The 24,263-nt window shown below is 74.3% G+C and carries 21 protein-coding genes, 1 tRNA gene and 1 riboswitch; of the genes, 10 read left to right on the plus strand and 12 right to left on the minus strand.

Translation table 11 applies throughout. From position 1 onward, the window contains the following. Positions 1 to 33 precede the first annotated feature (33 nt). Positions 34 to 789, minus strand: a complete 756-nt coding sequence (locus tag HT134_RS18055; protein ID WP_175601525.1) for an SDR family NAD(P)-dependent oxidoreductase — start codon at positions 787 to 789, stop codon at positions 34 to 36. A gap of 124 nt (positions 790 to 913) precedes the next feature. Here HT134_RS18055 and HT134_RS18060 point away from each other — a divergent pair, with 124 nt between their 5' ends. After that, positions 914 to 1,468, plus strand: a complete 555-nt coding sequence (locus tag HT134_RS18060; RefSeq protein WP_175601526.1) for a TetR/AcrR family transcriptional regulator — start codon at positions 914 to 916, stop codon at positions 1,466 to 1,468. 42 nt (positions 1,469 to 1,510) lie between these two features. On the opposite strand, the gene HT134_RS18065 is transcribed toward HT134_RS18060, so the two are convergent. The 5 genes from HT134_RS18065 to HT134_RS18085 all read right to left on the minus strand — a co-directional run bounded on the left by HT134_RS18065 (position 1,511) and on the right by HT134_RS18085 (position 6,035). Next, a complete protein-coding gene (locus HT134_RS18065; protein WP_175601527.1) occupies positions 1,511 to 2,128 on the minus strand; it encodes a hypothetical protein in 618 nt (205 codons plus the stop codon). Next, the gene (locus tag HT134_RS18070; RefSeq protein ID WP_175601528.1) at positions 2,125 to 3,516 is read right to left on the minus strand and encodes a selenium-binding protein SBP56-related protein; all 1,392 of its coding nucleotides are present in this window, start codon (positions 3,514 to 3,516) and stop codon (positions 2,125 to 2,127) included. The genes HT134_RS18065 and HT134_RS18070 overlap by 4 nt, the downstream gene beginning before the upstream one ends. A gap of 63 nt (positions 3,517 to 3,579) precedes the next feature. Then, on the minus strand, positions 3,580 to 4,323 hold the full coding sequence (locus HT134_RS18075) for an alpha/beta fold hydrolase (protein WP_217707986.1): 744 nt from the start codon (positions 4,321 to 4,323) through the stop codon (positions 3,580 to 3,582). 128 nt (positions 4,324 to 4,451) lie between these two features. After that, positions 4,452 to 5,492, minus strand: coding sequence for a phosphate ABC transporter substrate-binding protein PstS (pstS, locus tag HT134_RS18080; RefSeq protein ID WP_175601530.1), 1,041 nt, complete (start codon positions 5,490 to 5,492; stop codon positions 4,452 to 4,454). A gap of 219 nt (positions 5,493 to 5,711) precedes the next feature. Continuing rightward, positions 5,712 to 6,035, minus strand: coding sequence for a DMT family transporter (locus HT134_RS18085; protein ID WP_175601531.1), 324 nt, complete (start codon positions 6,033 to 6,035; stop codon positions 5,712 to 5,714). 16 nt (positions 6,036 to 6,051) lie between these two features. Further along, positions 6,052 to 6,117, minus strand: a riboswitch (guanidine-III (ykkC-III) riboswitch). Positions 6,118 to 6,249: 132 nt separating this feature from the next. On the opposite strand from HT134_RS18085, the gene fdh reads away from it, so the two are divergent. Genes fdh through nrfD form a run of 3 tightly spaced genes read left to right on the plus strand, consistent with a single transcriptional unit; the run spans position 6,250 to position 11,187 of the window. Continuing rightward, entirely contained in the window at positions 6,250 to 9,426 is a 3,177-nt protein-coding gene (gene fdh, locus HT134_RS18095) for a formate dehydrogenase (protein ID WP_312888202.1), read from the plus strand. After that, complete coding sequence (locus tag HT134_RS18100) at positions 9,419 to 10,243, plus strand: 4Fe-4S dicluster domain-containing protein (RefSeq protein WP_175601533.1); 825 nt, start codon at positions 9,419 to 9,421, stop codon at positions 10,241 to 10,243. Before fdh ends, HT134_RS18100 begins: the two co-directional genes overlap by 8 nt. After that, positions 10,240 to 11,187, plus strand: coding sequence for an NrfD/PsrC family molybdoenzyme membrane anchor subunit (gene nrfD, locus HT134_RS18105; RefSeq protein WP_312888203.1), 948 nt, complete (start codon positions 10,240 to 10,242; stop codon positions 11,185 to 11,187). The genes HT134_RS18100 and nrfD overlap by 4 nt, the downstream gene beginning before the upstream one ends. A gap of 324 nt (positions 11,188 to 11,511) precedes the next feature. Here nrfD and HT134_RS18110 read toward each other — a convergent pair whose 3' ends face one another. The 3 genes from HT134_RS18110 to HT134_RS18120 form a co-directional block, all read right to left on the minus strand. Next, positions 11,512 to 12,378, minus strand: a complete 867-nt coding sequence (locus tag HT134_RS18110; protein ID WP_175601534.1) for a hypothetical protein — start codon at positions 12,376 to 12,378, stop codon at positions 11,512 to 11,514. 137 nt (positions 12,379 to 12,515) lie between these two features. After that, positions 12,516 to 13,448, minus strand: a complete 933-nt coding sequence (locus HT134_RS18115; protein WP_175601535.1) for an AraC family transcriptional regulator — start codon at positions 13,446 to 13,448, stop codon at positions 12,516 to 12,518. 8 nt (positions 13,449 to 13,456) lie between these two features. Continuing rightward, positions 13,457 to 14,380: an NADP-dependent oxidoreductase gene (locus tag HT134_RS18120; protein ID WP_175601536.1), complete on the minus strand. Its 924-nt coding sequence runs from the start codon at positions 14,378 to 14,380 to the stop codon at positions 13,457 to 13,459. Positions 14,381 to 14,603: 223 nt separating this feature from the next. Between HT134_RS18120 and HT134_RS18125 the strand changes: the two genes are divergently transcribed. Next, complete coding sequence (locus HT134_RS18125) at positions 14,604 to 15,050, plus strand: Clp protease N-terminal domain-containing protein (RefSeq protein ID WP_175601537.1); 447 nt, start codon at positions 14,604 to 14,606, stop codon at positions 15,048 to 15,050. A gap of 41 nt (positions 15,051 to 15,091) precedes the next feature. Here the strand turns inward: HT134_RS18125 and selD are convergent, their stop codons facing one another. Beyond that, positions 15,092 to 16,117, minus strand: coding sequence for a selenide, water dikinase SelD (gene selD, locus HT134_RS18130; RefSeq protein ID WP_376768100.1), 1,026 nt, complete (start codon positions 16,115 to 16,117; stop codon positions 15,092 to 15,094). 118 nt (positions 16,118 to 16,235) lie between these two features. Between selD and HT134_RS18135 the strand changes: the two genes are divergently transcribed. The 5 genes from HT134_RS18135 (at position 16,236) to fdhA (ending at position 22,068) form a co-directional block, all read left to right on the plus strand. After that, positions 16,236 to 16,329, plus strand: a tRNA-Sec gene (locus tag HT134_RS18135). A gap of 13 nt (positions 16,330 to 16,342) precedes the next feature. After that, positions 16,343 to 17,779 (plus strand): L-seryl-tRNA(Sec) selenium transferase, encoded by a 1,437-nt coding sequence (selA, locus tag HT134_RS18140; protein ID WP_175601539.1) that lies wholly within the window; start codon positions 16,343 to 16,345, stop codon positions 17,777 to 17,779. Further along, on the plus strand, positions 17,776 to 19,779 hold the full coding sequence (locus HT134_RS18145) for a SelB domain-containing protein (RefSeq protein WP_175601540.1): 2,004 nt from the start codon (positions 17,776 to 17,778) through the stop codon (positions 19,777 to 19,779). Before selA ends, HT134_RS18145 begins: the two co-directional genes overlap by 4 nt. A gap of 132 nt (positions 19,780 to 19,911) precedes the next feature. Beyond that, positions 19,912 to 20,793, plus strand: a complete 882-nt coding sequence (locus HT134_RS18150) for an MIP/aquaporin family protein (protein WP_175601541.1) — start codon at positions 19,912 to 19,914, stop codon at positions 20,791 to 20,793. Between the two features lie 57 nt (positions 20,794 to 20,850). Beyond that, positions 20,851 to 22,068, plus strand: coding sequence for a formaldehyde dehydrogenase, glutathione-independent (gene fdhA, locus HT134_RS18155; protein WP_175601542.1), 1,218 nt, complete (start codon positions 20,851 to 20,853; stop codon positions 22,066 to 22,068). 69 nt (positions 22,069 to 22,137) lie between these two features. Here fdhA and HT134_RS18160 read toward each other — a convergent pair whose 3' ends face one another. Then, a complete protein-coding gene (locus HT134_RS18160) occupies positions 22,138 to 22,845 on the minus strand; it encodes a response regulator (RefSeq protein WP_175601543.1) in 708 nt (235 codons plus the stop codon). After that, positions 22,842 to 24,194, minus strand: a complete 1,353-nt coding sequence (locus tag HT134_RS18165; protein ID WP_312888205.1) for a sensor histidine kinase — start codon at positions 24,192 to 24,194, stop codon at positions 22,842 to 22,844. Before HT134_RS18165 ends, HT134_RS18160 begins: the two co-directional genes overlap by 4 nt. Between the last annotated feature and the right edge of the window lie 69 nt (positions 24,195 to 24,263).

Genomic DNA, 24,263 nt, shown 5'->3' on the forward strand with positions numbered 1-24,263 from the left:
CGGCCCCTGCGGGGAGCGGCGGGCGCCCCGAACTCAGGCGGCCGACCAGCCGCCGTCCACCGGGACGAGCGCCCCGTTGACGAACGAGGCGGCGTCGGAGGCGAGGAACAGGGCGGCCTGCGCCATCTGCTCCGGCTCCGCGAGCCGCTCGCCGAGGGCCAGCACGGGGCCGAGCCGGGCCGCGCCGGCCTGGTCGAACGTCAGGTTGGTGGCGATGCCGGTCATGGTGGGGCCGGGCAGGATGGCGTTGCAGCGGATGCCGTCGTTGGCGTAGGCCCAGGCGACGCTGCGGGTCAGGCCGGCGACGCCGTGCTTGGAGGCGGTGTAGGCGGCCCCGGCGGCGCCGCCGCGCACCGCCGCCTCGGAGGCGGTGTTGACGATCGCGCCGCCGCCCTGCCGCAGCATGTGCGGCAGCACCGCGTGGGTGACGAGGAACGTGCCGGTGAGGTTGACCCGCAGGACCCGCTCCCACAGGGAGGGCGGGATGTCGGCGGGCAGCGCCATGGTGTCCATGATCCCGGCGTTGTTGCACAGCACGTCCACCCGCCCGAACGCGCTGATCGTGGTCTCGACCAGGGCGGTCACCGACGTCTCGTCGGCGATGTCGGCGGGGACGGCGAGCGCGGCCTCGCCGAGGTCGGCGGCGGTGCGCCCGGCGGCTTCGGGGTCGATGTCGCAGACGACCACGCGCGCTCCGGCCCCGGCGAAGGCGACGGCCATCGCCCGGCCGATGCCGGAGCCCGCTCCGGTGATGAGGGTGACGCGGCCGTCGAAGGCGGAGGAGGTCACAGGCGATCCTTTCGCTACCGGACAATGTTGTCCGGTTGGTAGTCACCGTAACGCCCGCGTCCGCCACGTGTCGAGCCGGGGTCCGCGAACCGGACAATTGTGTCCGGTTGCTACTCTGACGGCCATGTCAGCTACGCGCCGTCCCAACAGGGGTCCGAGTGCCGCGGCGGAGAACCGGGCCGCGCTCATCGCGGCGGCCCGCGAGGTCTTCGCCGGCGCCGGTTACGACGCGCCGCTCAGCGCGATCGCCCGCGCGGCCGGGGTCGGCCAGGGCAGCCTCTACCGGCACTTCCCCGACCGGACCAGCCTGGCGCTGGCCGTCTTCGAGGACGGGGTGAGCGAGCTGGAGGCGCTGGCCGCCGACCCGGGCGCCACGCTCGACGACGTGCTCGCCATGGTCACCGAGCAGACCATCGCCTCGACGGCGTTCATCGACATGGTGAGCGTGCCGCCGCTCGACGAACGCATGATCAGGGTCCGCGACCGGGTGGCCGACGTGCTCGCGGGCGTGCTGGAGCGGGCCAGGAGCACCGGCGCCGTGCGGGCGGACGTGACGGCCGACGACCTCGTCACGGCCGTCGGCATGCTGGCGGGGGTGCTGCGCAGGACTCCCGCGCCCGACCGCCACCGGACGGCCGAGCGGGTGTGGCGCCTGCTGCGCAAGGGCATCGACGCCTGACCCGCCGCGGAGCGCTCAGGGTCGGGCGCGGAGCACAGCGGGTCAGGCGCGGAGCAGGGTGACGATCCCGGCTCCCACCAGGGCCGCCGCCCACATGCGGTCCACGTTGAACCACGCCCGCCGCAGGACGGCCAGCCCCGCCACCTCGTAGACGAGCAGCGCCACCACCCCGGCGGTCGTGAACATCCCGAGCGTGTGCCACAGCGCCACGCCCAGGCCCCCCGCGACGGCGTGCGCCGCGTGCCCGCCGGCCGGCCCGCCCTGCTCGGCGGCCAGCCCGGCGAAGACGGGGACGAGCATGAGGCCGGCCCCGTGCGCCGAGGACATGAGGAACGACCACGCCGCGAGCTGCGGCAGCGACAGCCGCATCCCCACCCAGCGGAAGTGCCGCTTCGACAGCAGCCGCCACAGTCCGAAGGCGACCAGCAGCACGCCGCCGGCGACCGACAGCACCGTGGCCGTCGTGAGCGAGCCGGTCACCCCGACCACCACCGCGACCAGCGCGACGGAGGCCAGGTGCCCGGCGGCGATCGCCGGCAGCGACGCCAGCAGCAGGTCGCGGCTGCGCTCCTGCAGGCCGCGGGCCACCGCGAACAGCCACCCCATGGCCGGGTTCAGGCCGTGGAAGGCGCCCAGCAGGAGAGCCGCGGTGATCGTCATGGGTAGCAGTAGGAGTCGGACGAGGCGTCGCCGCCCTGCAGCCGCACCTGGTGGACGCGCCGCCCGCGGAACTCGTCGCCGTGCGGCAGGAACCGCGGGTCGAAGGTAAACGACTCGGCGTCCACCTTGGCCATCCAGGCGCCGACGCCCTCGGGGTAGAACTGGTCGTCCCAGGCGCCGTACAGGGAGTTGGTCAGGTAGACGCGGGCGCCGTCCCTGCTCACCTCGACCATCTGCGGGCCGCCGCGCAGCCGGGCGCCGCCGGCGGCGGGGTGGGACTCGCCGCGCACGATGCCGCCGATCCGCAGCGAGCCCAGCTCGACGGGCTTGAACGGGTCGCTGACGTCGTACTGCTTGAGCTCCCCGGTGCCCCAGCAGGAGACGTACAGGCGCCGGTCGTCCACGGACAGGTCGATGTCGGTGACCAGCGGCGGGACCGCGCCGAACGGCTTGAGCACGTCGGGCAGGTCCTTCGGGTCGGCGGGCTCGGCCGGGATCTCGATCACCTTGCGCGCCTGCCAGCGATCGTCCTCCCGGAACCACGTCCACACCGACGCCGACAGGTCCTCGACGCTGATGACGACGCCGGCGAACCCGTACGTCCTCGTCGGGTCGTGCGCGGGCCGCAGCTCCAGCGTCATCTGGTGCTGGTCGCCCAGGTCCACCTCCTGGACGTGGCGGCGCCGGCGCAGGTCCCAGAAGTGCAGCCGGTGCCCGTACTTGCGGCCGAGGAGCAGCTCGCCCACGACCCCGTTCTCGATCATGGACGGTGTGCCCCACTCGGAGCTCACGAGCACGTCGTGGTTGATGTGCCACCAGAAGTCGTAGGAGAGGTACTGCGGCCCCCGGTCCACCTCCCAGCGGCCGAGCACCTCGAACGACTGGTGGTCGAGGATGGCGATGCCGCCCGGGCCGTCATCGCCGTTGGCGCCGCCGAGCGCGGAGACGTACAGGCCCTCGGGGCCGCAGTGGACGGTGTGCGGGCGGGAGTACCCGGCGCGTTTGGCCAGCTCCTCAGGCTCGATCACCTTGACCAGCTCGGGGCTGACCCGGTCCTTGGTGTCGAGGATGTGGATGCGCGAGGACCGGATGCCGGGCACGACCAGGTAGCGCCGCTCGATGTGGGGGTGCGGCGCGTAGGGGCACAGGGCGCTGCTGCAGGCGTTCCAGCCGAAGTGGTGCAGCTCGTCGCCCTTGTTGGGCAGGTCGGTCCAGCCCACGACCCGGCCGTAGCCGGGGGAGGAGGGGTCGGTGTCGACGACGGCGATCGCGTCGGGACGCTCCGCCGGGCGGTCGAACGCGGCCACGTAGGCCAGCCGCTCGGCCGGCGCGGCGGCGGCGTCGCGCGGCGAGGGGTAGAACGTGGGATCCGGAGTCCAGAGTGCCATGACTCCCATGATTCATTCATTACCTACCCGGTCAATAGACAAGCTGCCGAGACCTATGCCGGTTCAGTGCGAAAGATTGGCCTGCGCGGGCGGAACCGTGACCCGGAGGAAGTCCAGGAGCAGCTCCGTGACCTCGGCGGGCCGTTCCAGCGACGGCAGGTGACCGGCCCAGGCCAGCTCCACGTGGCGGGCCCGGGGCAGCCGCTCGGGGAGCCCGGCGGCGATCTCGCGGAAGTCGGGCACGTCGTGGGCGCCGGACACGGCCAGGCACGGCGCCGCGATCCGCGCGAGGTCGGCCTCGGGCCGGTTCTGCGGGAACTGCTCGGCCGCGGCGAGCTGCACCTCGAACGCGCGCCGCTGCATGACGCGCACCTGGTCACGGGCCTCGGCTCCCGCCTCGGGGCCGAGGAACGTCTCCACGTTGAGCTCGACGGCCCCGTCGAGGTCGCCGGCGGCGAGCAGCGCGTCCTCCCGCTCGGCGAACGACCGCAGCTCGGGTCCCGGCACGTGGCCGGGCACGGCCGGGCACAGCAGCGCGAGCGCCGCCACCAGCTCCGGCCGGCTCGCCGCCAGCTCCAGGGCCACCCGGCCGCCGTAGGAGGAGGCGGCCACGGCCGCCCGCTCGACGCCGAGCGCCCGCAGCAGCTCGGCGACGTCGCCGGCGTCGCTGTACGGCCCGTCCGCCACCGGCGAGAGCCCGAAGCCGCGCAGGTCCGGCCGGATCACGCGGTACCCGGCGGCGGTCAGGGCCGTCCACTGCGGATCCCACATGCGGCGGTCGCACACGCCCGAATGGAGCAACACCACGGCCGGACCGTCGCCGGCGACATCATGAGCAAGAGGCATGCGACGGCACGGTAGCGCCTGCGCTGCCGGATGTCGCCCCATTTATCGCTTTTTGGGAGTATCGCCTGAGGAGGACGCCGCGCGGGACGTCAGGTCATCGCGGCGAGGCGGGCGCGGACCTGGACGACCACGTCCTGCGGCAGGGGCGCGTAGCCGAGCAGCGACAGGTACGACTGGCCCGCGTTGCTCGCCGTGTACCGCAGGAAGCCGCGCGCCAGCGGCGCCGCTCCCCGCGCGCAGACGATCTCGTAGGTGATCAGGACGAGGGGGTACGCCCCCCTCTGCCTGGTCGTGTAGTCCAGCGTCATCGCGAGGTCGCCGTCGTCCCCGGTGACCCGGGCGCCCTCCACGGCCTCCGTGGCGCCCTCGGGCGACAGGGCGACGTACTCACCCGTGCCGTTGCGCACCTTCGCCGTCCGCAGTCCCGCTCCGCTGGCGTAGCCGTACTCCACGTACCCGATCGTGCCCCCGCTCTCCCGGATCGCCTCGGCCATGCCGTCGGAGCCCTCGACCCCGCGGCCGGGCCCGGGCCAGTCCGCCGACGGCGGGTACGGCCAGCCGCCCGCCGCCCTGAGGTAGGAGGTGAACACGTGGCTCGTGCCCGAGTCGTCGGAGCGGTGCAGGACGTCGATCTCCTTGTGCGGCAGGGCCGCACCCGGGTTCTCGGCGGCGATCTGCGGGGCGTCCCAGGCGGTGATCGTCCTGCCGAACACCGCGGCCATCGTGGCGGGTGAGAGCCGCAGTTCCGGCACGGAGGGCAGGTTGTAGGCCACGGCGATCGGCCCTACGACCATGGGCAGGTGCAGCGCGCGGTCGCCGCACCGCCTGTCGGCCAGCGCGTGCTCCTGGGCGCCCATCACGTAGTCGGAGCCGGCGAACTCGGTGGCGCCCCGCAGGAAGTCGCGCACCCCGGCGCCGGAGCCGTTGGCCCGGTAGACGATCCGCGTGCCGGGATGCATCGACCGGAAGTCGTCGCGCCACGCGTTGATCGCCCCGAGCTGCGCCGTCGAGCCCGAGGCGCTGATCGCGTCCCCGCCGTCCGCCGGCGCGGCCGGGCCGATCTGGGCGCAGCCGGTCAGCGTGACGGCGGCGAGCGACACGGAGAGGGCCAGCGACGTCAGCTTGAGCACGTATACGACCGTATGAAGGGTTCGTGACCGAAGAGTGCATTCTCGTGCAGATCAATCGGAAGGAAACGCCAACACCAGGTCAAACCATCGATGTCCCGCCTCCCGGCCCTCGGCGCGGCCGTGATCGACGAGTGCCGTGAAGACCGTCATGCCCGCGCCCCTCCTCCCGGAGCGGACGCCGGGCGACCCGGTGGACGACCGTCCGGCGCCCAAGCCCGGTCAGTGGCCGGCGCCCGCGAGGTTGAGGCCGACGACGCCGCACAGGATGAGCCCGATCGACACGAGCTTGAGGAGGGAGGCGTCCTCGCCCAGGGCGACCATGCCGAGCACCGCCGTGCCGACCGCCCCGATCCCCGTCCACACCGCGTACGCCGTGCCCACCTCCAGGCTCTTCAGAGCCATCGCAAGCAGGCCGAAGCTGGAGACGGCGAACACGCCGAAGGCGACACTCGGCAGCGGGGCGGAGAACCCGTCGCTCAGCTTGAGCGCGTAGGCCATGGCCACCTCGAACAGGCCGGCGGCGACGATCAAGAACCAGGCCACGACGGCTCCTTTCTCGGGAGCGTCGTCTTGTCGGGCCGGGTACGGCGCGTCTCGTCCGGACGGGCCCGGATCGGGCCCGCGTCCAGGGGAACGGCCGCGACGGCCGCCCGCATTCCCGGACCCGCATCCTCAGGGCATCCGCATTCAGACACCCCGCATACTCCTTGCCAGGACATCCGGCATAGACCCGGCGAAAGCGGGCAGGACCCGCGTTGTGCCTGGTAGTGGATGGCTTGCTCGCTGGCCGGTGATCCGGCAGCTCAAGGGCGAGGACCCCCGGGGCTCGGCCGCGCGCTCCGCCCGCACCGACGCGCTGCGGCCCCGCACCGAGCGGGCCGACACGGTCGCCCGCTCCGTCTGCCCGTACTGCGCGGTCGGCTGCGGCCAGCTCGTCTACGTCCAGGACGGCCGGGTCACCCAGATCGAGGGCGACCCCGACTCGCCGATCTCCCGCGGGCGGCTGTGCCCCAAGGGCTCGGCCAGCAAGCAGCTCGTCACCCACCCGGGCCGCCAGACGCGGGTGCTCCACCGCAGGCCGTACGGCACGGAGTGGGAGCCGCTCGACCTGGACACCGCGATGGAGATGATCGCCGACCGGGTCGTGCGCACCCGGCGCGAGACCTGGGAGCAGACCTGCGAGGGCAAGGTCGTGCGCCGCACCATGGGCATCGCCGGCCTGGGCGGGGCGACGCTCGACAACGAAGAGAACTACCTGATGAAGAAGCTCTACACCGCCCTCGGCGCCATCCAGATCGAGAACCAGGCCCGTATTTGACACTCCTCCACCGTCCCCGGTCTGGGGATCAGCTTCGGGCGTGGCGGCGCGACCACCTTCCAGCAGGACCTGGCGAGGGCGGACTGCATCGTCATCCAGGGCTCCAACATGGCCGAATGCCACCCCGTGGGCTTCCAGTGGGTGATGGAGGCCAAGGCGCGAGGAGCCAGGATCTTCCACGTCGACCCGCGTTTCACCCGCACCAGCGCCCTGGCCGACCGGTACCTGCCGATCCGCGCGGGCAGCGACATCGTGCTGCTCGGCGCGCTGATCAACCACGTGCTGCAGAACGGGCTGGACTTCCGCGAGTACGTGCTGGCCTACACCAACGCCGCCACCATTGTCTCGGCGGACTTCCGTGACACCGAGGACCTCGACGGGCTGTTCTCCGGCTGGGACCCGGAGACCGCCACCTACGACCCGCGGAGCTGGGCGTACGCCGGCACCGACGAACAGCCGCAGGGCGAGCACGTGGAGGGCGGCCGGCGGCACGCCGAGGCGGCCGGCCCCGAGAGCTACGGCGCCGGCGGCGCCGGCGCGCACCCCAGCCCGCGGACGGACCCGACGCTGGACCACCCGCGCTGCGTCTACCAGATCCTCAAGCGGCACTTCGCCCGCTACACCCCGGAGCTGGTCGAACGGCTCTGCGGCATCCCGAGCGCCGCCTTCGCCGAGCTGGCCGAGGCCGTCACGGCCAACTCCGGCCGGGAGCGCACCACCGCGTGGGTCTACTCCGTCGGCTGGACCCAGCACACCGTGGGCGCCCAGTACATCCGCACCGCCTCGATCCTGCAGCTGCTCCTCGGCAACATGGGCCGGCCCGGCGGCGGCATCATGGCGCTGCGCGGCCACGCCAGCATCCAGGGCTCCACCGACATCCCGACGCTGTTCAACATCCTGCCCGGCTACCTCGCCATGCCGCACGCCCACCGCCACGACGACCTGAACCACTACCTGGAGCTGGAGGGCGGCGAGACCGGGTTCTGGGGCAACCGCCGCTCCTACCTGGTGAGCCTGCTCAAGGCGTGGTGGGGCGAGGCGGCCACCGAGGACAACGACTACTGCTTCGGCCACCTGCCGCGCATGACCGGCGACCACGGCCACTACACCACGGTCATGGGCCAGATCGACGGCACGGTCAAGGGCTACTTCGTGATCGGGGAGAACCCCGCCGTCGGCTCCTCCGGCGGCCGGGCGCAGCGCCTCGGCCTGGCCAACCTCGACTGGCTCGTGGTCCGCGACCTGACGCTGGTGGAGACCGCCACGTTCTGGCGCGACGGCCCCGAACTGGAGACCGGCGAGATGCGCACCGAGGACATCGGCACCGAGGTGTTCTTCCTGCCCGCCGCGAGCCACGTCGAGAAGGAGGGCACCTTCACCAACACCCAGCGCCTGCTCCAGTGGCGGGAGAAGGCGCTCGACCCGCCCGGCGACTGCCGCAGCGACCTGTGGTTCTACTACCACCTCGGCAAGCTGGTGCGGCGGCGGCTGTCCGACGACGAGATCGACCGGCCGGTGCGCGAGCTGACCTGGGACTACCCCGAGCACGGCGCGCACCGGGAGCCGTCCGCCGAGGCCGTGCTGCGCGAGATCAACGGCGTCGGCCCCGACGGGCGCGCCCTGTCGTCGTCCACCCAGCTCCGCGCCGACGGGTCCACCGCCTGCGGCTGCTGGATCTACTGCGGCGTCTACGCCGACGAGGTCAACCAGGCCGCGCGCCGCCGCCCCCGCGGCGAGCAGGACTTCGTGGCGCCCGAGTGGGGCTGGGCGTGGCCGGCCAACCGGCGCATCCTCTACAACCGCGCCTCCGCCGACCCCGAGGGCCGCCCGTGGAGCGAGCGCAAGGCGTACGTGTGGTGGGACGCGGAGCGCGGCGAGTGGACCGGCCACGACGTGCCCGACTGCGAGATCGGCAAGCCGCCGGACTACCTGCCGCCCGAGGGCGCCCGCGCCCAGGACGCGCTCGCCGGCACCGACCCGTTCATCATGCAGTCCGACGGCAAGGGCTGGCTGTACGCGCCGTCCGGGATGGCCGACGGGCCGATGCCCGCCCACTACGAGCCGCACGAGTCGCCGGTCGCCAACATCCTGTACGGCCAGCGGGCCAACCCCGCCCGCCGCACCTTCGACCGGCCCGAGAGCCCGTACAACCGGCCGGGGCCGCTCTTCCCGCACGTGCTGACCACGTACCGGCTGACCGAGCACCACACGGCGGGCGGGATGAGCCGGCCGCTGGCCTACCTCGCCGAGCTGCAGCCGGAGCTGTTCTGCGAGATGGACCCGCGCCTCGCCGCCCGGCTCGGGCTGGGCAACGGCGACTGGGCCACGATCGTCACCAGCCGCACCGTCCTGGAGGCCAGGGTGCTGGTCACCGGGCGCATGCGGCCGCTGCGCGTCGAGGGCAGGGTGATCCACCAGATCGGGCTGCCGTACCACTGGGGGTGGGGCGGCGGCGGCCTGGTCACCGGCGACGTCGTCAACGACCTGATGCCGCTGGTCCTCGACCCGAACGTCTACATCCAGGAGGGCAAGGCGATGACCTGCGACGTGCGGCCGGGCCGGCGGCCGAGGGGCCGGGCGATGCTCGACCTGCTGGAGACGTACCGCCATGGCTGAGCGGATGGGGTTCTTCACCGACACCAGCGTCTGCATCGGGTGCAAGGCGTGCGAGGTGGCCTGCAAGGAGTGGAACCAGCTCCCCGACGACGGGTTCGTCTTCGAGGCCACCTCCTACGACAACACCGGCATGCTGGGGGCGAGCACGTGGCGGCACGTCGCCTTCATCGAGCAGTCGCGGCCGGTGCGGGTCGAGGGCGACGAGGGCTCCGTGGACCGGTGGCTGATGTCCTCGGACGTGTGCAAGCACTGCACCCACGCGGCCTGCCTGGACGTGTGCCCGACCGGGGCGCTGTTCCGCACGGAGTTCGACACGGTCGTCGTGCAGTCCGACATCTGCAACGGGTGCGGCTACTGCGTGCCCGCCTGCCCGTACGGCGTGATCGACCGGCGGGAAGGCGACGGGCGCGCCTGGAAGTGCACCATGTGCTACGACCGGCAGCTCGGCGGGCTCGAACCGGCCTGCGCCAAGGCGTGCCCGACCGACTCGATCCAGTTCGGCCCGCTCGACGAGCTGCGCGAACGCGCCGAGGAGCGGGTGGCGCGGCTGCGCGCCGACGGCCACGAGGAGGCGCGCCTGTACGGGGAGAGCCCGTCCGACGGGGTGGGCGGGGCGGGCGCGTTCTTCCTGCTGCTGGACGAGCCCGAGGTGTACGGCCTGCCGCCGGACCCGGTGGTGACCACCCGCGACCTGCCGGCGATGTGGCGCTGGGCGGGGGCGGCGGCCCTGTCGATGGCCGGCGCGGTGGCGCTGGCGTTCCTGCGGGGCGGGGCTCTGCCGAACCATCAGGCTTCGGTGAGAGGCGGGACGAGGTGAGGACCGAGGGGGCGGCCGTCCCGGAGGCCGAGGCCGGATTCCGCTCCTACTACGGCAAGCCGGTCATCAAACCACCAGTCTGGCACGAACCCCACATGCCGACATACCTATATCTGGGCGGGATGTCCGGCGTGTCGTCCTCGATGGCCGTCATGGCCCGCCTCACGGGCAACCACCGGCTCGCCCGCACCGCCCGCCTGGCCGCCGCCGCGGGCGCGGCCGTCGGCGCCGCGCTGCTCGCCGCCGAACTGGGCCGGCCCGAACGGTTCCTCAACATGCTGCGCGTCTTCAAGCCCACCTCGCCGATGAGCGTGGGCTCCTGGATCCTCGCCGCCCAGAGCGGCCTGTCGGCCGCCGCCGCGTCCGCCGACCTGACCGGGGGGCTCCTGCCCGCGGCCGGTGGCGCGCCGCTCCTGGCCGCCGCCGGGGACGCGGCGCTGCTGGCCACCGGCCTGACCGGCCCGCTGACCGCCACCTACACCGCCGTCCTGGTCGCCGACACGGCCGTGCCCGCCTGGCACGAGGCGTACCGGGAGCTGCCGTTCCTGTTCGCGGGCAGCGCGATGGCCGCCGCCGGCGCGGTCGCCATGCTCGCCACGCCGCGGGCCCAGGCGGCTCCGGCCAGGGCCGTGGCCGCGCTGGGCGCCGCCGTGGAGACGGCGGCGGGCACGGTCATGGAACGGCGGCTCGGCATGGTGGGCCGCCCGTACCGGGAGGGGCGGGCGGGCCGCCTCATGGGAACCGCCCGGATGCTGACGGCCGGAGGCGGGCTGCTCGCGGCGGTCGCCGGGCGCAGCCGCGTGCTGACCGCGCTGTCGGGCCTGGCGCTCACGGCGGGCTCCCTGTGCACGCGCTTCGGCGTCCTGGAGGCGGGCCGCGCCTCGGCCGCCGACCCGGCGTACACGATCGTCCCCCAACGCGAACGCCTGTCCGCCGCCTCCTAGCGGGGCCTCACCGGCACGGGCCTCACGAGAGCGCGCTTCGCACGGCGGCTCGGGCTCCACAGGCATGGTCCTCACGAGGGCGCGCTTCGCGCGAGGCGGCTCGGGCCGCGGCAGATCCACGGCGGCGCCCTGCACGCCTTCCACCACCCGCCGGTCGACGGCCCCGTGGTGCCCGGCGTCGGACACCATCCACGGCACGCGCAGCGAGCCTGGCGCGACATCCTCGACGTGCTCGCCGAGTGCCCGCCCGTGACGGAGTGAGCCGGCCCTTCCACGTCTCCGCGGCGGGCGATGCCGGGCTGGGCGCAGCCGTGCTCCTGCTGGTCACTCGACCGCGGCGAGCTTGGCGAGCTCCACGGCCGAGACGGGACGGAAGGTGGACAGCGCCGCCACCAGGTCGGCCTCGGAGACGCCCGAACCGTTGAGCATGACCAGCGCGTCGCCCGACCTGGCGAAGAGAGTGACCCAGCCGGAACCGGCGCCGGTCCGAACCCATCGGTCTCCCGGGAGCGCCTTGCATCGCAGCGCGACTCCGAAGTCCTCGGTGAGCGCCAGGCAGGAGTCCCGCGGGGTTCCGGCCGCGGCGGGCCAGACCGAGACCTGGATCTCGGAAAATCCCCGCTCCGGCGTGGCCTTCCGCCAGTACTCCAGCCAGGTGGACGGCTCCGGCTCCCGCTCCCCGGCGGCGTTGAGATGCACGTGGACCAGCTCGTAACCCTGGATGGCCGGAGCGATCAGCGGCACGCCGGACCTCTCGAAACTGCGGACCTCCAACCAGGCCGTGATCTGCGGCTCGCGCTGCGCCGCGCCCCAGGATCCGAGGGGCACGACCACGGCCAGGGCCACCGCCCACCAGCGCAGGGGTGACATGAACGACCACGCCAACAGGGCGAAGCCGACCACACCACCGACGACGTAGACAGGGACGACAAGGGCCGGAAGAGAGCCGATCAGCTCCCCCTCCGGCACCGGCACCAGCACGGCGAGGGCGCCGACGAGCAACCAGGTCGCAGAGCCCCCGACAGGACCGGCCACGCCCCAGCGCGGCAGGCCGGCCAGCCGCGCTCCCACCGTGCCCAGGACGGTCGCGAGGAGGAACGCCACGAGGTGCGTGGCCGGCCGGAGCCCGGTCTCGTCGAGGTCTTGCCCTTGCGTGTTCGCGAAGATGATCCCCGCAGGGATGCTCGTCACCAACCCGACGAGGGCTGCACGCCCCAGGACAGCCTTGGCTGATAAGTGATGCATGCGCCTATTGTCGATGCCGGCCCATGCCAGAACGCGTCGGCGACGTCGTGGGGGACATCGGGCTTCCGGCCCGTGCGCGTCCGTCAGGCGGCGCCGGCCTGGCGGCGGTAGCCGCCGGGGGCGATGCCGTACTCCCGCTTGAACGCCCGGGCCAGGGCGAACTCGGTGCTGTAGCCCGTCCGGGCGGCCACGGTGAACAGCGGGACGTCGGAGTCGCGCAGCAGCTTGGCGGCCAGCGTCATCCGCCACCGGGTCAGGTAGGCCATGGGTGGTTCGCCGACCAGGGTGGTGAACCTCCGGGCGAAGGCGGCGCGGGAGAGCCCGGACCGTACGGCCAGCGACTCCACCGTCCACGGAGCCGAGGGGGTGTCGTGGATGGCCGCGAGCGCCGGGGCGACCGCCGGGTCGCGGAGCGCGGTGGACCAGCCTTCGGCTTCGGCGGGCTGGTCCTCCAGCCAGGCGCGCAGGATGTACAGCAGCAGCGAGTCGATCAGCGCCGGCACGATGCCTTCCGAGCCGATGCGCGGATTGTCCAGCTCCGCGCCGAGCAGCTGGACCGCGGCGCTCAGCTCGGCATGGCGGCCGTCGCGGGTGGACAGGTGGACCACCTCGGGCAGCTGCCGGACCACGGGATGCGGCCGGGCCATGTCGAGAGGGTAGTTGCCGCACAGCAGGGTCGTGCGCGTCCCGCCGCCGTCGCCGAGCACGACCGAGCCGATCGGCGGAGCCTTGGTGAAGCGCTCCGGTCCCGGCACCTCGCCGGGAGTGCTGGGGTGGTCGGCCAGGACGTGGCGGGAGCCGCTGCGCAGGAACACCACGTCGCCGACGTTCAGCGGGACCGGCTCCAGCTGCGGGCTGTCCACGGGGACGAGCCAGCACGAACCGTGCAGCACCACGTGGAAGCCGGCGCCCGCGGCGGGCGGCAGCCGCAGCCCCCACGGCGCGTGACCGTCGGTGCGCACGGAGGTGGGACGCCCGGTGCGCATCGACTCCAGCGCTTCGGCGAGGATGTCCATGTCCTGCTTTATACCGTCAAGACGAGCTTCCCCCGGACCTGGCCCGCCTCCAGCATCTCGTGCGCCTTCGCGGCCTCCTCCAGCGGGAAGGTCTCCTGGACGTGCGGGCGGATGGCCCCGGCGTCGACCAGCGTGGCGATGGCCTCCAGCGCCGCGTAGTCGGGCTCGACCGACACCCCCGCGAAGCGCCGCCCCGCGGCCTCCACCCGCGCGGCGAGCTTCGCGTTGGCGTGCTCCATGATGCTGACCAGCACCCCGCCGGGCCTGAGCACGGACAGGGAGCTCTCCCCGAGGGCGTTGGAGTCGAGGACGACGTCCACGCCGTGGACCGCCTCGGTGAAGTCGACCGCCTGGTAGTCGATCACCTCGTCGGCGCCGAGGGAGCTGACGAACTCGTGCTTGCCCGCGCTGGCCAGCGCGATCACGTACGCGCCCCGCGCCTTGGCGATCTGCACCGCCAGATGCCCGACCCCGCCCGCGGCCCGGTGGATCAGCACCCGGTCACCCGCCTTGACGTCCGCCGCGTCCACCAGCCCCTGCCACGCGGTGAGCCCGGCCAGGGGGAGGGCCGCGGCCTGCACGTGGTCGAGGGTGACGGGCTTGCGGGCCACCTGGCGGGAGGGGGTGGCCACGTACTCGGCGTAGCCGGTCGCGGCGCGGGGGAAGAACGGCATGCCGTACACCTCGTCGCCCACCTTGTACCGGGCACCGGGAGCGGCCTCCTCCACCACCCCGGAGATGTCCCAGCCGACGCCGAACGGCGGCTGACCGAGCAGCGGGTAGGCGCCGGACCGCACGGCGGCGTCGACCGGGTTCAACCCGCTCGCCCACACCCGGACCAGGACCTCGCCGCTCAGCGGCTCGGGGCGCTCGGTCTCGACGACGCGCAGGACCTCGGGGCCGCCGAAAGAACTCTGCATGACAGCACGCATGGGGACACTCCTCAGTGGTTCGATCTCCTGCGGCCAACCCTAGGAACGGCGGGCGGCGCGAAGAATGGCCGGCAGTCTTCGCCGCATACCCCGTCGTCTCTCCCTTGCGGGCGGAGCGTCGTCAGCCGGCCTGGGCCGGGAACACCTCGTCGACGGCAGCGGCGCGGGTGTGTCCCACTAGCATGTCCCGGACCCCAGTGACGTTGTGGCGAGGAGCGGCGGCATGTTCGAGAAGTTCACCGACCGGGCGCGGAACGTGGTCGTCCTGTCCCAGGAAGAGGCCAGGATGCTCAACCACGACCACCTCGGCACCGAGCACATCCTGCTCGGTCTGATCCGCGAAGGCGGGGGCGTGGGCGCTGCGGTCCTCGTGGGTACGGGCCTGACCCTCGATGAGGCGCGCCGGCAGGTCGAGGAGAGCCAGGGCCGAGGCCGGTCCGCCACGCCGGAGCGCCTGGCCTTCACCCCGCCGGCCATCCAGGTCCTCCAGGGGGCGAACCAGGAGTCCTTGCAGCGCGGCCTTGACTACGTCGGCACGGAGCACATCCTGCTCGCGCTCGTCCGCGACAGCGAGAGCGTGGCGGCCAGGCTGCTCGTCAAGCACGGAGCCGACCTCGACCAGGTCGCGCGGAGCACGGACGAGCTCGTCCGGCAGTACACGTCCCGGTAGGGCACCGGAACGTCCACCCCGCTTTCGCGGACGCCTCAGCGTCAGCGCAGGCGCAGGTGCGGGCCCTCGAACGGGACCAGCTCGCCGACGACCGGCGCGCCGGGGATCTCACCGGCCACCAGCAGGCCGCCCGACGTCTGGGCGTCGGCGAGCAGCAGCAGCTCGTCCTCCCCGAAGCCGCCCGGGTCGAGCCGGGGCCGCACCCAGTCGAGGTTGCGGCGGGTGCCGCCGCTGACGTACCCGTCGCGCAGCGCCTCCCGGGCTCCTTCCAGGTACGGCACCGCGGCCACGTCCACCACCGCCGTCACCCGGCCGGCCCGGGCCAGCTTGTAGAGGTGGCCGAGCAGGCCGAACCCGGTCACGTCCGTCGCGCACTCCGCCCCGGCGGCCAGGGCGGCCCTCGACGCGTCGCGGTTCAGCGCCGTCATCACGGCGACCGCCTGCTCGAACACCTCACCCGTCGCCTTGTGCCGCGCGTTCAGCACCCCGACGCCGAGCGGCTTGCTCAGCGACAGCGGCAGCCCGGGCCGGGCCGCGTCGAGGCGCAGCAGCCGCGCCGGGTCGGCCAGACCCGTGACCGCCATGCCGTACTTCGGCTCCGGGTCGTCCACGCTGTGGCCGCCCGCGACGTGACAGCCCGCCGACCGCGCCACGTCCAGGCCGCCGCGCAGCACCTCCGCGGCCAGCTCCAGCGGCAGCCGCCCGCGCGGCCAGCCCAGCAGGTTCAGGGCCACCAGGGGCTCGCCGCCGACGGCGTACACGTCGGACAGCGCGTTCGCCGCCGCGACCCGCCCCCAGTCGTACGGGTCGTCCAGCACGGGGGTGAAGAAGTCGGCGGTCGCCACCACGGCCCGGCCCCCGTGGATGCGCACCACGGCGGCGTCGTCGCCGTCGTCCAGCCCGACGAGCAGCTCCCCGGCGGCGCCCGGCGGAGCGGGCGGGCCGGCTTGAGGGGACGGGGCGGTCGGGCTGGAGAGGCCGGTCAGGGTGGCGACGACGGACTCCAGCTCACCGGGCGGGATCTTGCAGGCGCAGCCGCCGCCGTGCGCGTACGTCGTCAGCCGGATCCGCTCCCGCTCCGGCGGGACCGTGGACGTCGCGCTCTCGTTCACTCGTGCCTCACAACTGGGCTTCGTGCCGGTGTGCCGCCTCGACCTGTACCCGCCCGCGGGTAGGTTCTCCCTTGGAGGCGTCTGGGCGCCTGGTGGCCCCCGCGGTCTTCAAAACCGACGAGGCCGAGGTCCTCGGCCTGGCGGGTTCGATTCCCGTCCGCCTCCGCTTATGTTCGGAGAGTGGACCCGCGAAGGCGTGTGCCCCGCACCGACGCCGTGCTCGCCGACCCGCGCCTGGCCGAGGCCGCCGCGCGGCTGGGCCGTACGGTCGTCAAGGAGGCGGTGGGGCGGGCCCAGGAGCGGGCGCGCCGCGGCGAGATCGGCCCCGAGGAGGTGGCCGGCGCGGCCGTGGCGGCGCTCCCGGCGCGGGCGGCCGGCCTGCGCCCGGTGATCAACGCGACGGGCGTGCTGATCCACACCAACCTCGGCCGGGCGCCGCTGTCGGCCGCCGCGGTCGAGGCGATGACGGCCGCGGCCGGGGCCGCCGACGTGGAGTTCGACCTGGCGGCGGGCGGCCGGGCGCGGCGCGGGCGCGGCGCGCTGGAGGCGCTCGCCGCCGCCGTGCCGCAGGCCGCGGACGTCCACGTCGTCAACAACAACGCCGCCGCGCTCGTCCTGGCGGCCACCGCGCTGGCCGCCGGACGCGAGATCGTGATCAGCAGGGGCGAGCTGGTGGAGATCGGCGACGGCTTCCGCATCCCCGACCTGCTCGTCTCCACCGGGGCGAGGCTGCGCGAGGTCGGCACCACCAACCGCACCACGGCCCGCGACTACGCCGGAGCCGTGGGCCCGGAGACCGGGTTCGTCCTCAAGATCCACCCGTCGAACTACCGGATCGAGGGCTTCACCGGCTCACCCGGGGTGTCCGAGCTGACCGGGCTCGGCGTGCCCGTCGTCGTGGACATCGGCTCCGGGCTGCTCGCCCGCGAGCCGCTGCTGCCCGCCGAGCCCGACGCCGCCGACACGCTCAGGGCCGGCGCCGACCTGGTGACGGCCAGCGGCGACAAGCTGCTCGGCGGGCCGCAGGCGGGGCTCCTCCTCGGCCGGGCGGACCTGGTGGAGCGGTGCAGGCGGCATCCGCTCGCCCGGGCGCTGCGGGTCGACAAGCTGACGCTCGCCGCGCTGGAGGCGACGCTGCGCGGTCCCGTGCCGCCGGTCGCCGAGGCGCTGCGGGCGGATCCGGCGGAGCTGGCGGAACGCGCGGCGGCCCTGGCGGCTCGGCTGGCCGCCGCGGGGGTGGACGCCCGGGCGGTGCCCAGCGCCGCGGCCGTGGGCGGGGGAGGCGCGCCGGGGGTGAGCTTGCCGAGCGCCGCGGTGAGCCTGCCGGAGCGGCTCGCGGCCCGGCTGCGGACGGGTGAGCCGCCGGTCGTGGGGCGGGTCGAGGGCGGGCGCCTGCTGCTGGACCTGCGCGCGGTCCCGCCCGCGCGGGACGACGACCTTCTACGGGCGGTGCTCGCCGTCGAGCCCGCTCCGCCACCGGATGCGGAGCCAGGGAAGGGGGACGTCTCTTCCGTCTCGGCGGAACGCGGAGAAGGGCAGGCCCCCACCGGGCGGCGTGAGGAGCCGGGGACGTCGCGGCGACTCGATTCGTCCGGGCGGCCGGGGGTGGTGGGATGACGCACGTGGTCGCCACCGCCGGGCATGTCGATCACGGCAAGTCCACCCTCGTGCGGGCGCTCACCGGGATGGAGCCCGACCGGCTGGAGGAGGAGCGGCGGCGCGGGCTCACGATCGAGCTCGGCTACGCCTGGACGGTGCTGCCCTCGGGTGAGCGGCTGGCCTTCGTGGACGTGCCGGGCCATGAACGGTTCCTGGCCACGATGCTGGCGGGGGTCGGACCGGTGCCGGCCGTGATGTTCGTGGTGGCGGCCGACGAGGGGTGGATGCCGCAGTCGGAGGAGCACCTGGTCGCGCTGGAGGCGCTGGGAGTGCGGCACGGCGTGCTCGTGGTGACCCGGGCGGACCTGGCCGACCCGCGGCCGGCCGCCGAGCGGGCCGGGGAGCGGCTGCGCGAGGCCGGGCTGGGCGGGGCCGAGACCGTCGTCGTGAGCGGGCGCACGGGCCAGGGGCTCGACGGGTTGCGGGCGGCGCTGGACCGGCTGGTCGCCGCGCTCCCGGTGGCCGATCCGTCCGCTCCGGTACGGATGTGGGTGGATCGCGCGTTCAGCGTGACCGGCAGCGGCACGGTCGTGACGGGTACGCTGCCCGCCGGCACGGTCGCGGTGGGCGACGAGCTGCTGCTGGCCGGCGAGCCGGCGCGGGTGAGGGCGCTGGAGTCGCTGAAGGAGCCGCGGGAGACGGTGTCCGGGGTCGCCAGGGTGGCGGTGAACCTGCGCGGCCACACCGTTCCGGAACGGGGCCAGGCGCTGGTGACGCCGGGCCGGTGGACGTACACGGAGCTCGTGGACGTCCTGGTGGCCCGGGTGGGCGGGCGCCGCGGCCGGGCGACGCACGCGGATCCGCACGGCGGCCGGGGGGCGTCCTCTGCCGAGGAGGGGCGTTCGGAGGGGGAGCCGAGGGGGGCGTTCGGCAGGCTGCCCGGGCGGTTGACCGTTCACGTGGGATCGGCCGCGGTCGCCTGCGAGGTGCGTCCCCTCGGCGGGGCCTTCGCGCGGCTGAGGCTGGCCCGGCCGCTGCCGCTCCACCTCGGGGACGTGCTGCTCCTGCGCGACCCCGGCCGCGACCCGGGGCGCGACCGGGCCGAGGTGCGGGTGCTCGCCGGCGCGACGGTCCTCGACGTACGCCCCGAGCCGCTGCGTCGCAGGGGCGCCGCCCGGCGACGGACGGCCCTCCTGGAGACGGCCCTCCTGGAGACGGCCCTCCTGGAGACGGCCCCCCTGGAGGGGCCGGGCGTGGCGTTCGCCCTGCGCCTGCACGGGCTGCTGCGCGCCGCCGACCTGCGCGCCATGGGCGTCGAGCCCCCCACCGGTACCGCCACCGAACCCCCCGGCCCCATGGCGTCGCGAAGCGCCACGACGGTAGCCGGCGCCGTCACCGCACCCGGCCCCGTGTGTGGCGACTGGTACGCCGAGCCCCGGCTGTGGGAGGAGTGCGGGCGGCGGCTGGCGGACGCCGTGCGGCGGCACGCGCACGACCATCCCCTGGAGCCCGGCCTGCCTGTGGAGGCCGCCCGGCACGAGCTGGGCCTGCCCGACCGGCGGCTGGTCGTCGCCCTCGTACGGCCGCCCCTCACGCTCGCCGCCGGCCGGATCGCCGCCGGGCCCGCGGGGCTGCCGCAGCCGGTGGCCGGGGCGGTCGAGCGGTTGAGGCGTGAGCTGGCGGCGCGGCCCTTCCACGCGCCCGAGGCGGCCCGGCTGGCCGAGCTGGGGCTGGGCGCGCGGGAGCTGGCCGCGGCCGTGCGGGCCGGCGCGCTGCTGCGCGTGGGCGAGGGCGTGGTGCTGCTCCCAGGGGCCGACCGGCGGGCGGCCGAGGTGCTCGGACGCCTGCCGCAGCCGTTCACGGTCAGCCAGGCCAGGCAGGCCCTCGGCACGAGCCGCCGGGTGGCCGTCCCGCTGCTCGAACACCTCGACCGGGCCGGGCTCACCGAGCGGCTGGACGACGTGCGGCGCCGTCTGGCGGGACGCGGCCGGCCGCCGTCCGCGAACCCGCAAACGTAGCGGCATTTAACCCGCGTCAAACGTATTCGAGCAGTTCAGGGACGCTGTTCAGGTATAGATTCGGATGTCGGGGGCCGCAACCTGAGGAGAGCAGACCTCAGGGGACTTGAACCATCGTCATCGGGGGTAGCGATGGTTGGAGACCTGCCGCGGCGACTCGTCGCGGAAGCCATCGGAACGCTGCTGCTCGTGCTGTTCGGAGCCGGCTCGGTGGTCGCGGCACTGATCATGGGCAAGGGCGAGCTCACCTACGCCGCCCTCGGCTTCATCTCGTTGTCGTTCGGCCTGGTGGTGGCGCTCGTCGTCTACGCCTTCGGCACCACCTCGGGCGCCCACATCAACCCGGCCGTCACCGTGGCCCTCGCCGCCGGCGGCAGGTTCCCGTGGCGGGAGGTGCCGTTCTACATCGGGGCGCAGCTCGTCGGCGCGTTCTCCGGCGGCCTGCTCATCGTGGGCGGCTTCGGACGGCGGGCGGCGACGGAGTTCGGCACCGGGCAGACCACCCTGGGCCCGCAGGTCGGCTACGGGCAGGGGATCCTGATGGAGGCGCTGGGCACGTTCCTGCTGCTGATCACCATCATGGCGCTGGCCGTGGACCGGCGGGCGCCGGCCGGCTGGGCGGGATTCATGATCGGCCTGGCGGTCGCGTGCGAGATCTTCGTCATCGGCCCGCTGACGGGCGGCGCGATCAACCCCGCCCGCACCTTCGGGCCGTACCTGACGACGACCCTGTTCGGCGGTGACGCGCCCTGGAAGGAGTACGGCGTGTACGTGGCCGGCCCGATCGCCGGGGCCGTGCTCGCCGTGCTCGTCTACGACCTGGTGGCGCGCCCGGCCCGGGAGGTGCCGGAAGAGGCCGAGCAGGGAACGGCAGGCGAGATCGCCGGCGCCCGCGCGTCGTCGGACGCGCGGGCCGGGGACGTCCCGGCGGCGCGCCATCCGCAGGACGAGCACCTCGGCGACCGTGTCGGCCACGTCGCGCGCCGCCGCCGGCGTCACGGACACAGGAGGTGATGCCCGCCCGCCAAACGCCCGACATCCATTCACTTCGCGTCAGGGAGGGGGCTCGTCATGCCTGGTAACAGGGGCGTCGCATACGAGGGTCCAGGCAGAGTCGAGGTACGCGAGACCGACTATCCGACGTTCGAGCTCAGGGACGGCCCCGGGGTCAACCCGGCCAACGTGGGCCGCAAGCTGCCCCACGCGGCGATCCTGCGGACCGTCGCGACGAACATCTGCGGAAGCGACCAGCACATGGTCCGCGGCCGCACCACGGCCCCGGCGGGGCTCATCCTCGGCCACGAGATCACCGGTGAGGTGGTGGAGACCGGCCCGGACGTGGAGTACGTCAGGACCGGCGACCTCGTGTCCGTGCCGTTCAACATCGCCTGCGGCCGCTGCCGCAACTGCAAGGAGGGCAAGACCGGCGTCTGTGAGAACGTCAACCCGGACCGGCCCGGCTCGGCCTACGGCTACGTCGACATGGGCGGCTGGGTCGGCGGCCAGGCGGAGTACGTCCTGGTGCCGTACGCGGACTGGAACCTGCTGGTGTTCCCGGACAAGGAACGGGCGATGGAGAAGATCCTCGACCTGGCCATGCTCGCGGACATCTTCCCGACGGGGTACCACGGCTGCGTCAGCGCGGGCGTCACGACGGGCTCGACCGTCTACGTCGCCGGCGCGGGGCCGGTCGGGCTGGCCGCCGCCTGCTCGGCGCTCCTGCTCGGCGCGGCCGTCGTCATCGTCGCCGACCTGAACAAGGAACGCCTCGACCAGGCGCACAGCTTCGGCTGCGAGACGATCAACGTGGCCATGGGCGAGCCGAAGGACCAGATCGAGCAGATCCTCGGCACGCCCGAGGTGGACTGCGCCGTGGACGCCGTCGGCTTCGAGGCGCGCGGTCACGGGCACGAGGCGGAGGTGGAGCGGCCCGCCACCGTCCTCAACACGCTGATGGACGTGACCCGGGCGGGCGGCGCGCTCGGCATCCCCGGGCTCTACGTCACCGGCGACCCGGGGGCCTCGGACGAGGCGGCCAAGCAGGGCTCGCTGTCGATCCGGATCGGCCTCGGCTGGGCGAAGTCGCACAGCTTCGTCACCGGCCAGTGCCCGGTCATGCGCTACAACCGCCAGCTCATGATGGCGATCCTGCACGACCGGGTGCAGATCGCCAAGGCGGTCAACGCCACGCCGATCTCGCTGGACGACGCCCCGCGGGGCTACCACGAGTTCGACGAGGGGGCGGCGCGCAAGTACGTGCTCGACCCGCACGGCATGCTGGCCCGCTGAGGAGTCCGGCGCCGCGGGCGGCGGGACGGCCGGTCCCGCCGCCCGCGGCGCACGTCCCCGCCCGGTGGCTCAGCCCGGTGGCTCAGCCCGGTGGCTCCGCCCGGCGGCTCTGCCCGGCGGCCGGTCCGGGGTGACGAGTCCGCTCTCGTAGGCGTAGACGACGGCCTGGGCGCGTCCGCGCAGCTCCAGCTTGGCCAGGATCCGGTTGACGTGCGTCTTCACCGTCGCCTCCGCCAGCCCCAGCTCCGCGGCGATCTCCGGGTTGGACAGGCCGCGCGCCACGTGGAGGAGCACCTCGCGTTCGCGCGCGGTGAGCCCGTCCGCGTCCGGCCGGGGCGTGCCGTCCGGCAGGTGTACGGCGAAGCGCTCCAGCAGGCGGCGCGTCGTGCTGGGCGCCACCACGGCGTCGCCCGCGTGCACCGACCGGACGGCGCTGAACAGGTCCGCCGCCGGAGCGTCCTTGAGCAGGAAGCCCGAGGCGCCCGCCCTGATCGCGGCGAAGGCGTACTCGTCCAGGTCGAACGTCGTCAGGATGAGCACCTTCGGCGTTGCCGCCGTGGCGCCGGACCGGATGCGGCGGGTCGCCTCGACGCCGTCCATCCCCGGCATGCGCACGTCCATGAGCACCACGTCGGCGTCGACCTCACGCGCCATCGCGACCGCCGCCGCGCCGTCCGCGGCCTCCCCGACCAGCTCGACGTCCGGCTGGGAGCGCAGGACGAGCCGCAGCCCGGCCCGGACGAGCTCCTGGTCGTCCACCAGCAGGAGCCGGATCACGACGACGCCTCCCACACGCCGCCGCGCGCCCCCGCGCGCTCTCCGAGGCTCCCGCGAACGCGATCTCCCGCGTCCTCCCGGAGGCCTGTCCAGAGCTCGTCGCGGGCGTCGTCCCGCGCGACGGGGATGCGGGCCGACACGCGGAAGCCGCCACCGGGCAGGGGCGCCGCCTCGACGGTCCCGCCGTACATCGCCGCCCTCTCGCGCATGCCGGTCAGCCCGTGGCCGCCCACGGCCGTCAGCGGGGCCGCGCCCCGGCCGTCGTCGGTGACGTCGAGCGCGACCTCGCCGCTGCCGAAGCGGAGCTCGACCCGGGCCCGCGTGCCGGGCCCGCCGTGCTTGAGCGCGTTGGTCAGCGCCTCCTGGACGATCCGGTAGACCGCCAGCTCCTGCCCCTCGGGCAGGTCCGGGGGCGTCCCGCGGACCGTGAGGACGGCCGGCAGCCCGGAGGCGCGGGAGCGCTCGACGAGCTCGCCGAGCCGCGACAGGCCGGGCTGGGGGGTACGCGGCTCGCCCGCGCCGGACTCCTCGCGCAGCACGCTCACCAGCCGCCGCATCTCGGCCAGCGCCCGCCGGCCGGTCGTGGAGATCGTCGCCAGCGCGTCCCGGGCCAGCTCGGGCTCGCCGGCGACGGCGTACCCGGCGCCCTCGGCGTGCAGCACGATGACGCTCACGTGGTGGGCGACCACGTCGTGCAGCTCGCGCGCGATGCGGGCCCGCTCGGCCGCGGCCGCGATGACGGCCTGCTGGCCGCGTTCCCGCTCGGCCTGCTCCGCCCGCTCCACCAGGCTCAGCACGTACCGGCGGCGCGTGGCGGCGTGGATCCCGGCGATCCAGATCGCGACCACGAACACGGAGAACGCGGCGTACTCCTTGACCAGCACCCCCAGCGGCGCGTCCGGCCGGGCCACCAGGAGCAGGACGCCCAGCTCGGCGACCGCGCCGGCGGCGACGGCCCAGCGCAGCGGACGCCACGCGGCCACCCGGTACATCGCGATCAGCACGCTCAGGTTGGCGGCGAGCAGGTCGGCGCCCGCCGCCCACTGCGCGAAGCTCACCGCCGCCGTCACCGCGAAGACGGCGAGCGGGTCGCGCCGCAGCCGCAGCAGCGGCGCGAGCAGGGCGGCGTGCAGGGCGAGGACCGCCCACAGGGGCGCCGCCGAGCCGGCGTACGCCACCTGGATCACGCACAGCGGCACCAGCGCCGCGAGGAGGGCGACGTCCTTGGACGCGCCGGGGCGCGCCGTCCGGTCGCGCACCCGACCGGCGTCGCGCACCCGACCGATGCCGGGCACCCGACTTATGTTGAGGACCCGACCGACGTTGAGCAGGCGACCGACGTTGAGCACCCGACCAACGATAGGGATCGGCCGTACGGCCCGGTTCCGCCCCGGGTCGGAGATCCGCGTACACCCCAG

The organism is Nonomuraea rhodomycinica (assembly GCF_013363995.1).
Classification (GTDB): Bacteria; Actinomycetota; Actinomycetes; order Streptosporangiales; family Streptosporangiaceae; genus Nonomuraea; species Nonomuraea rhodomycinica.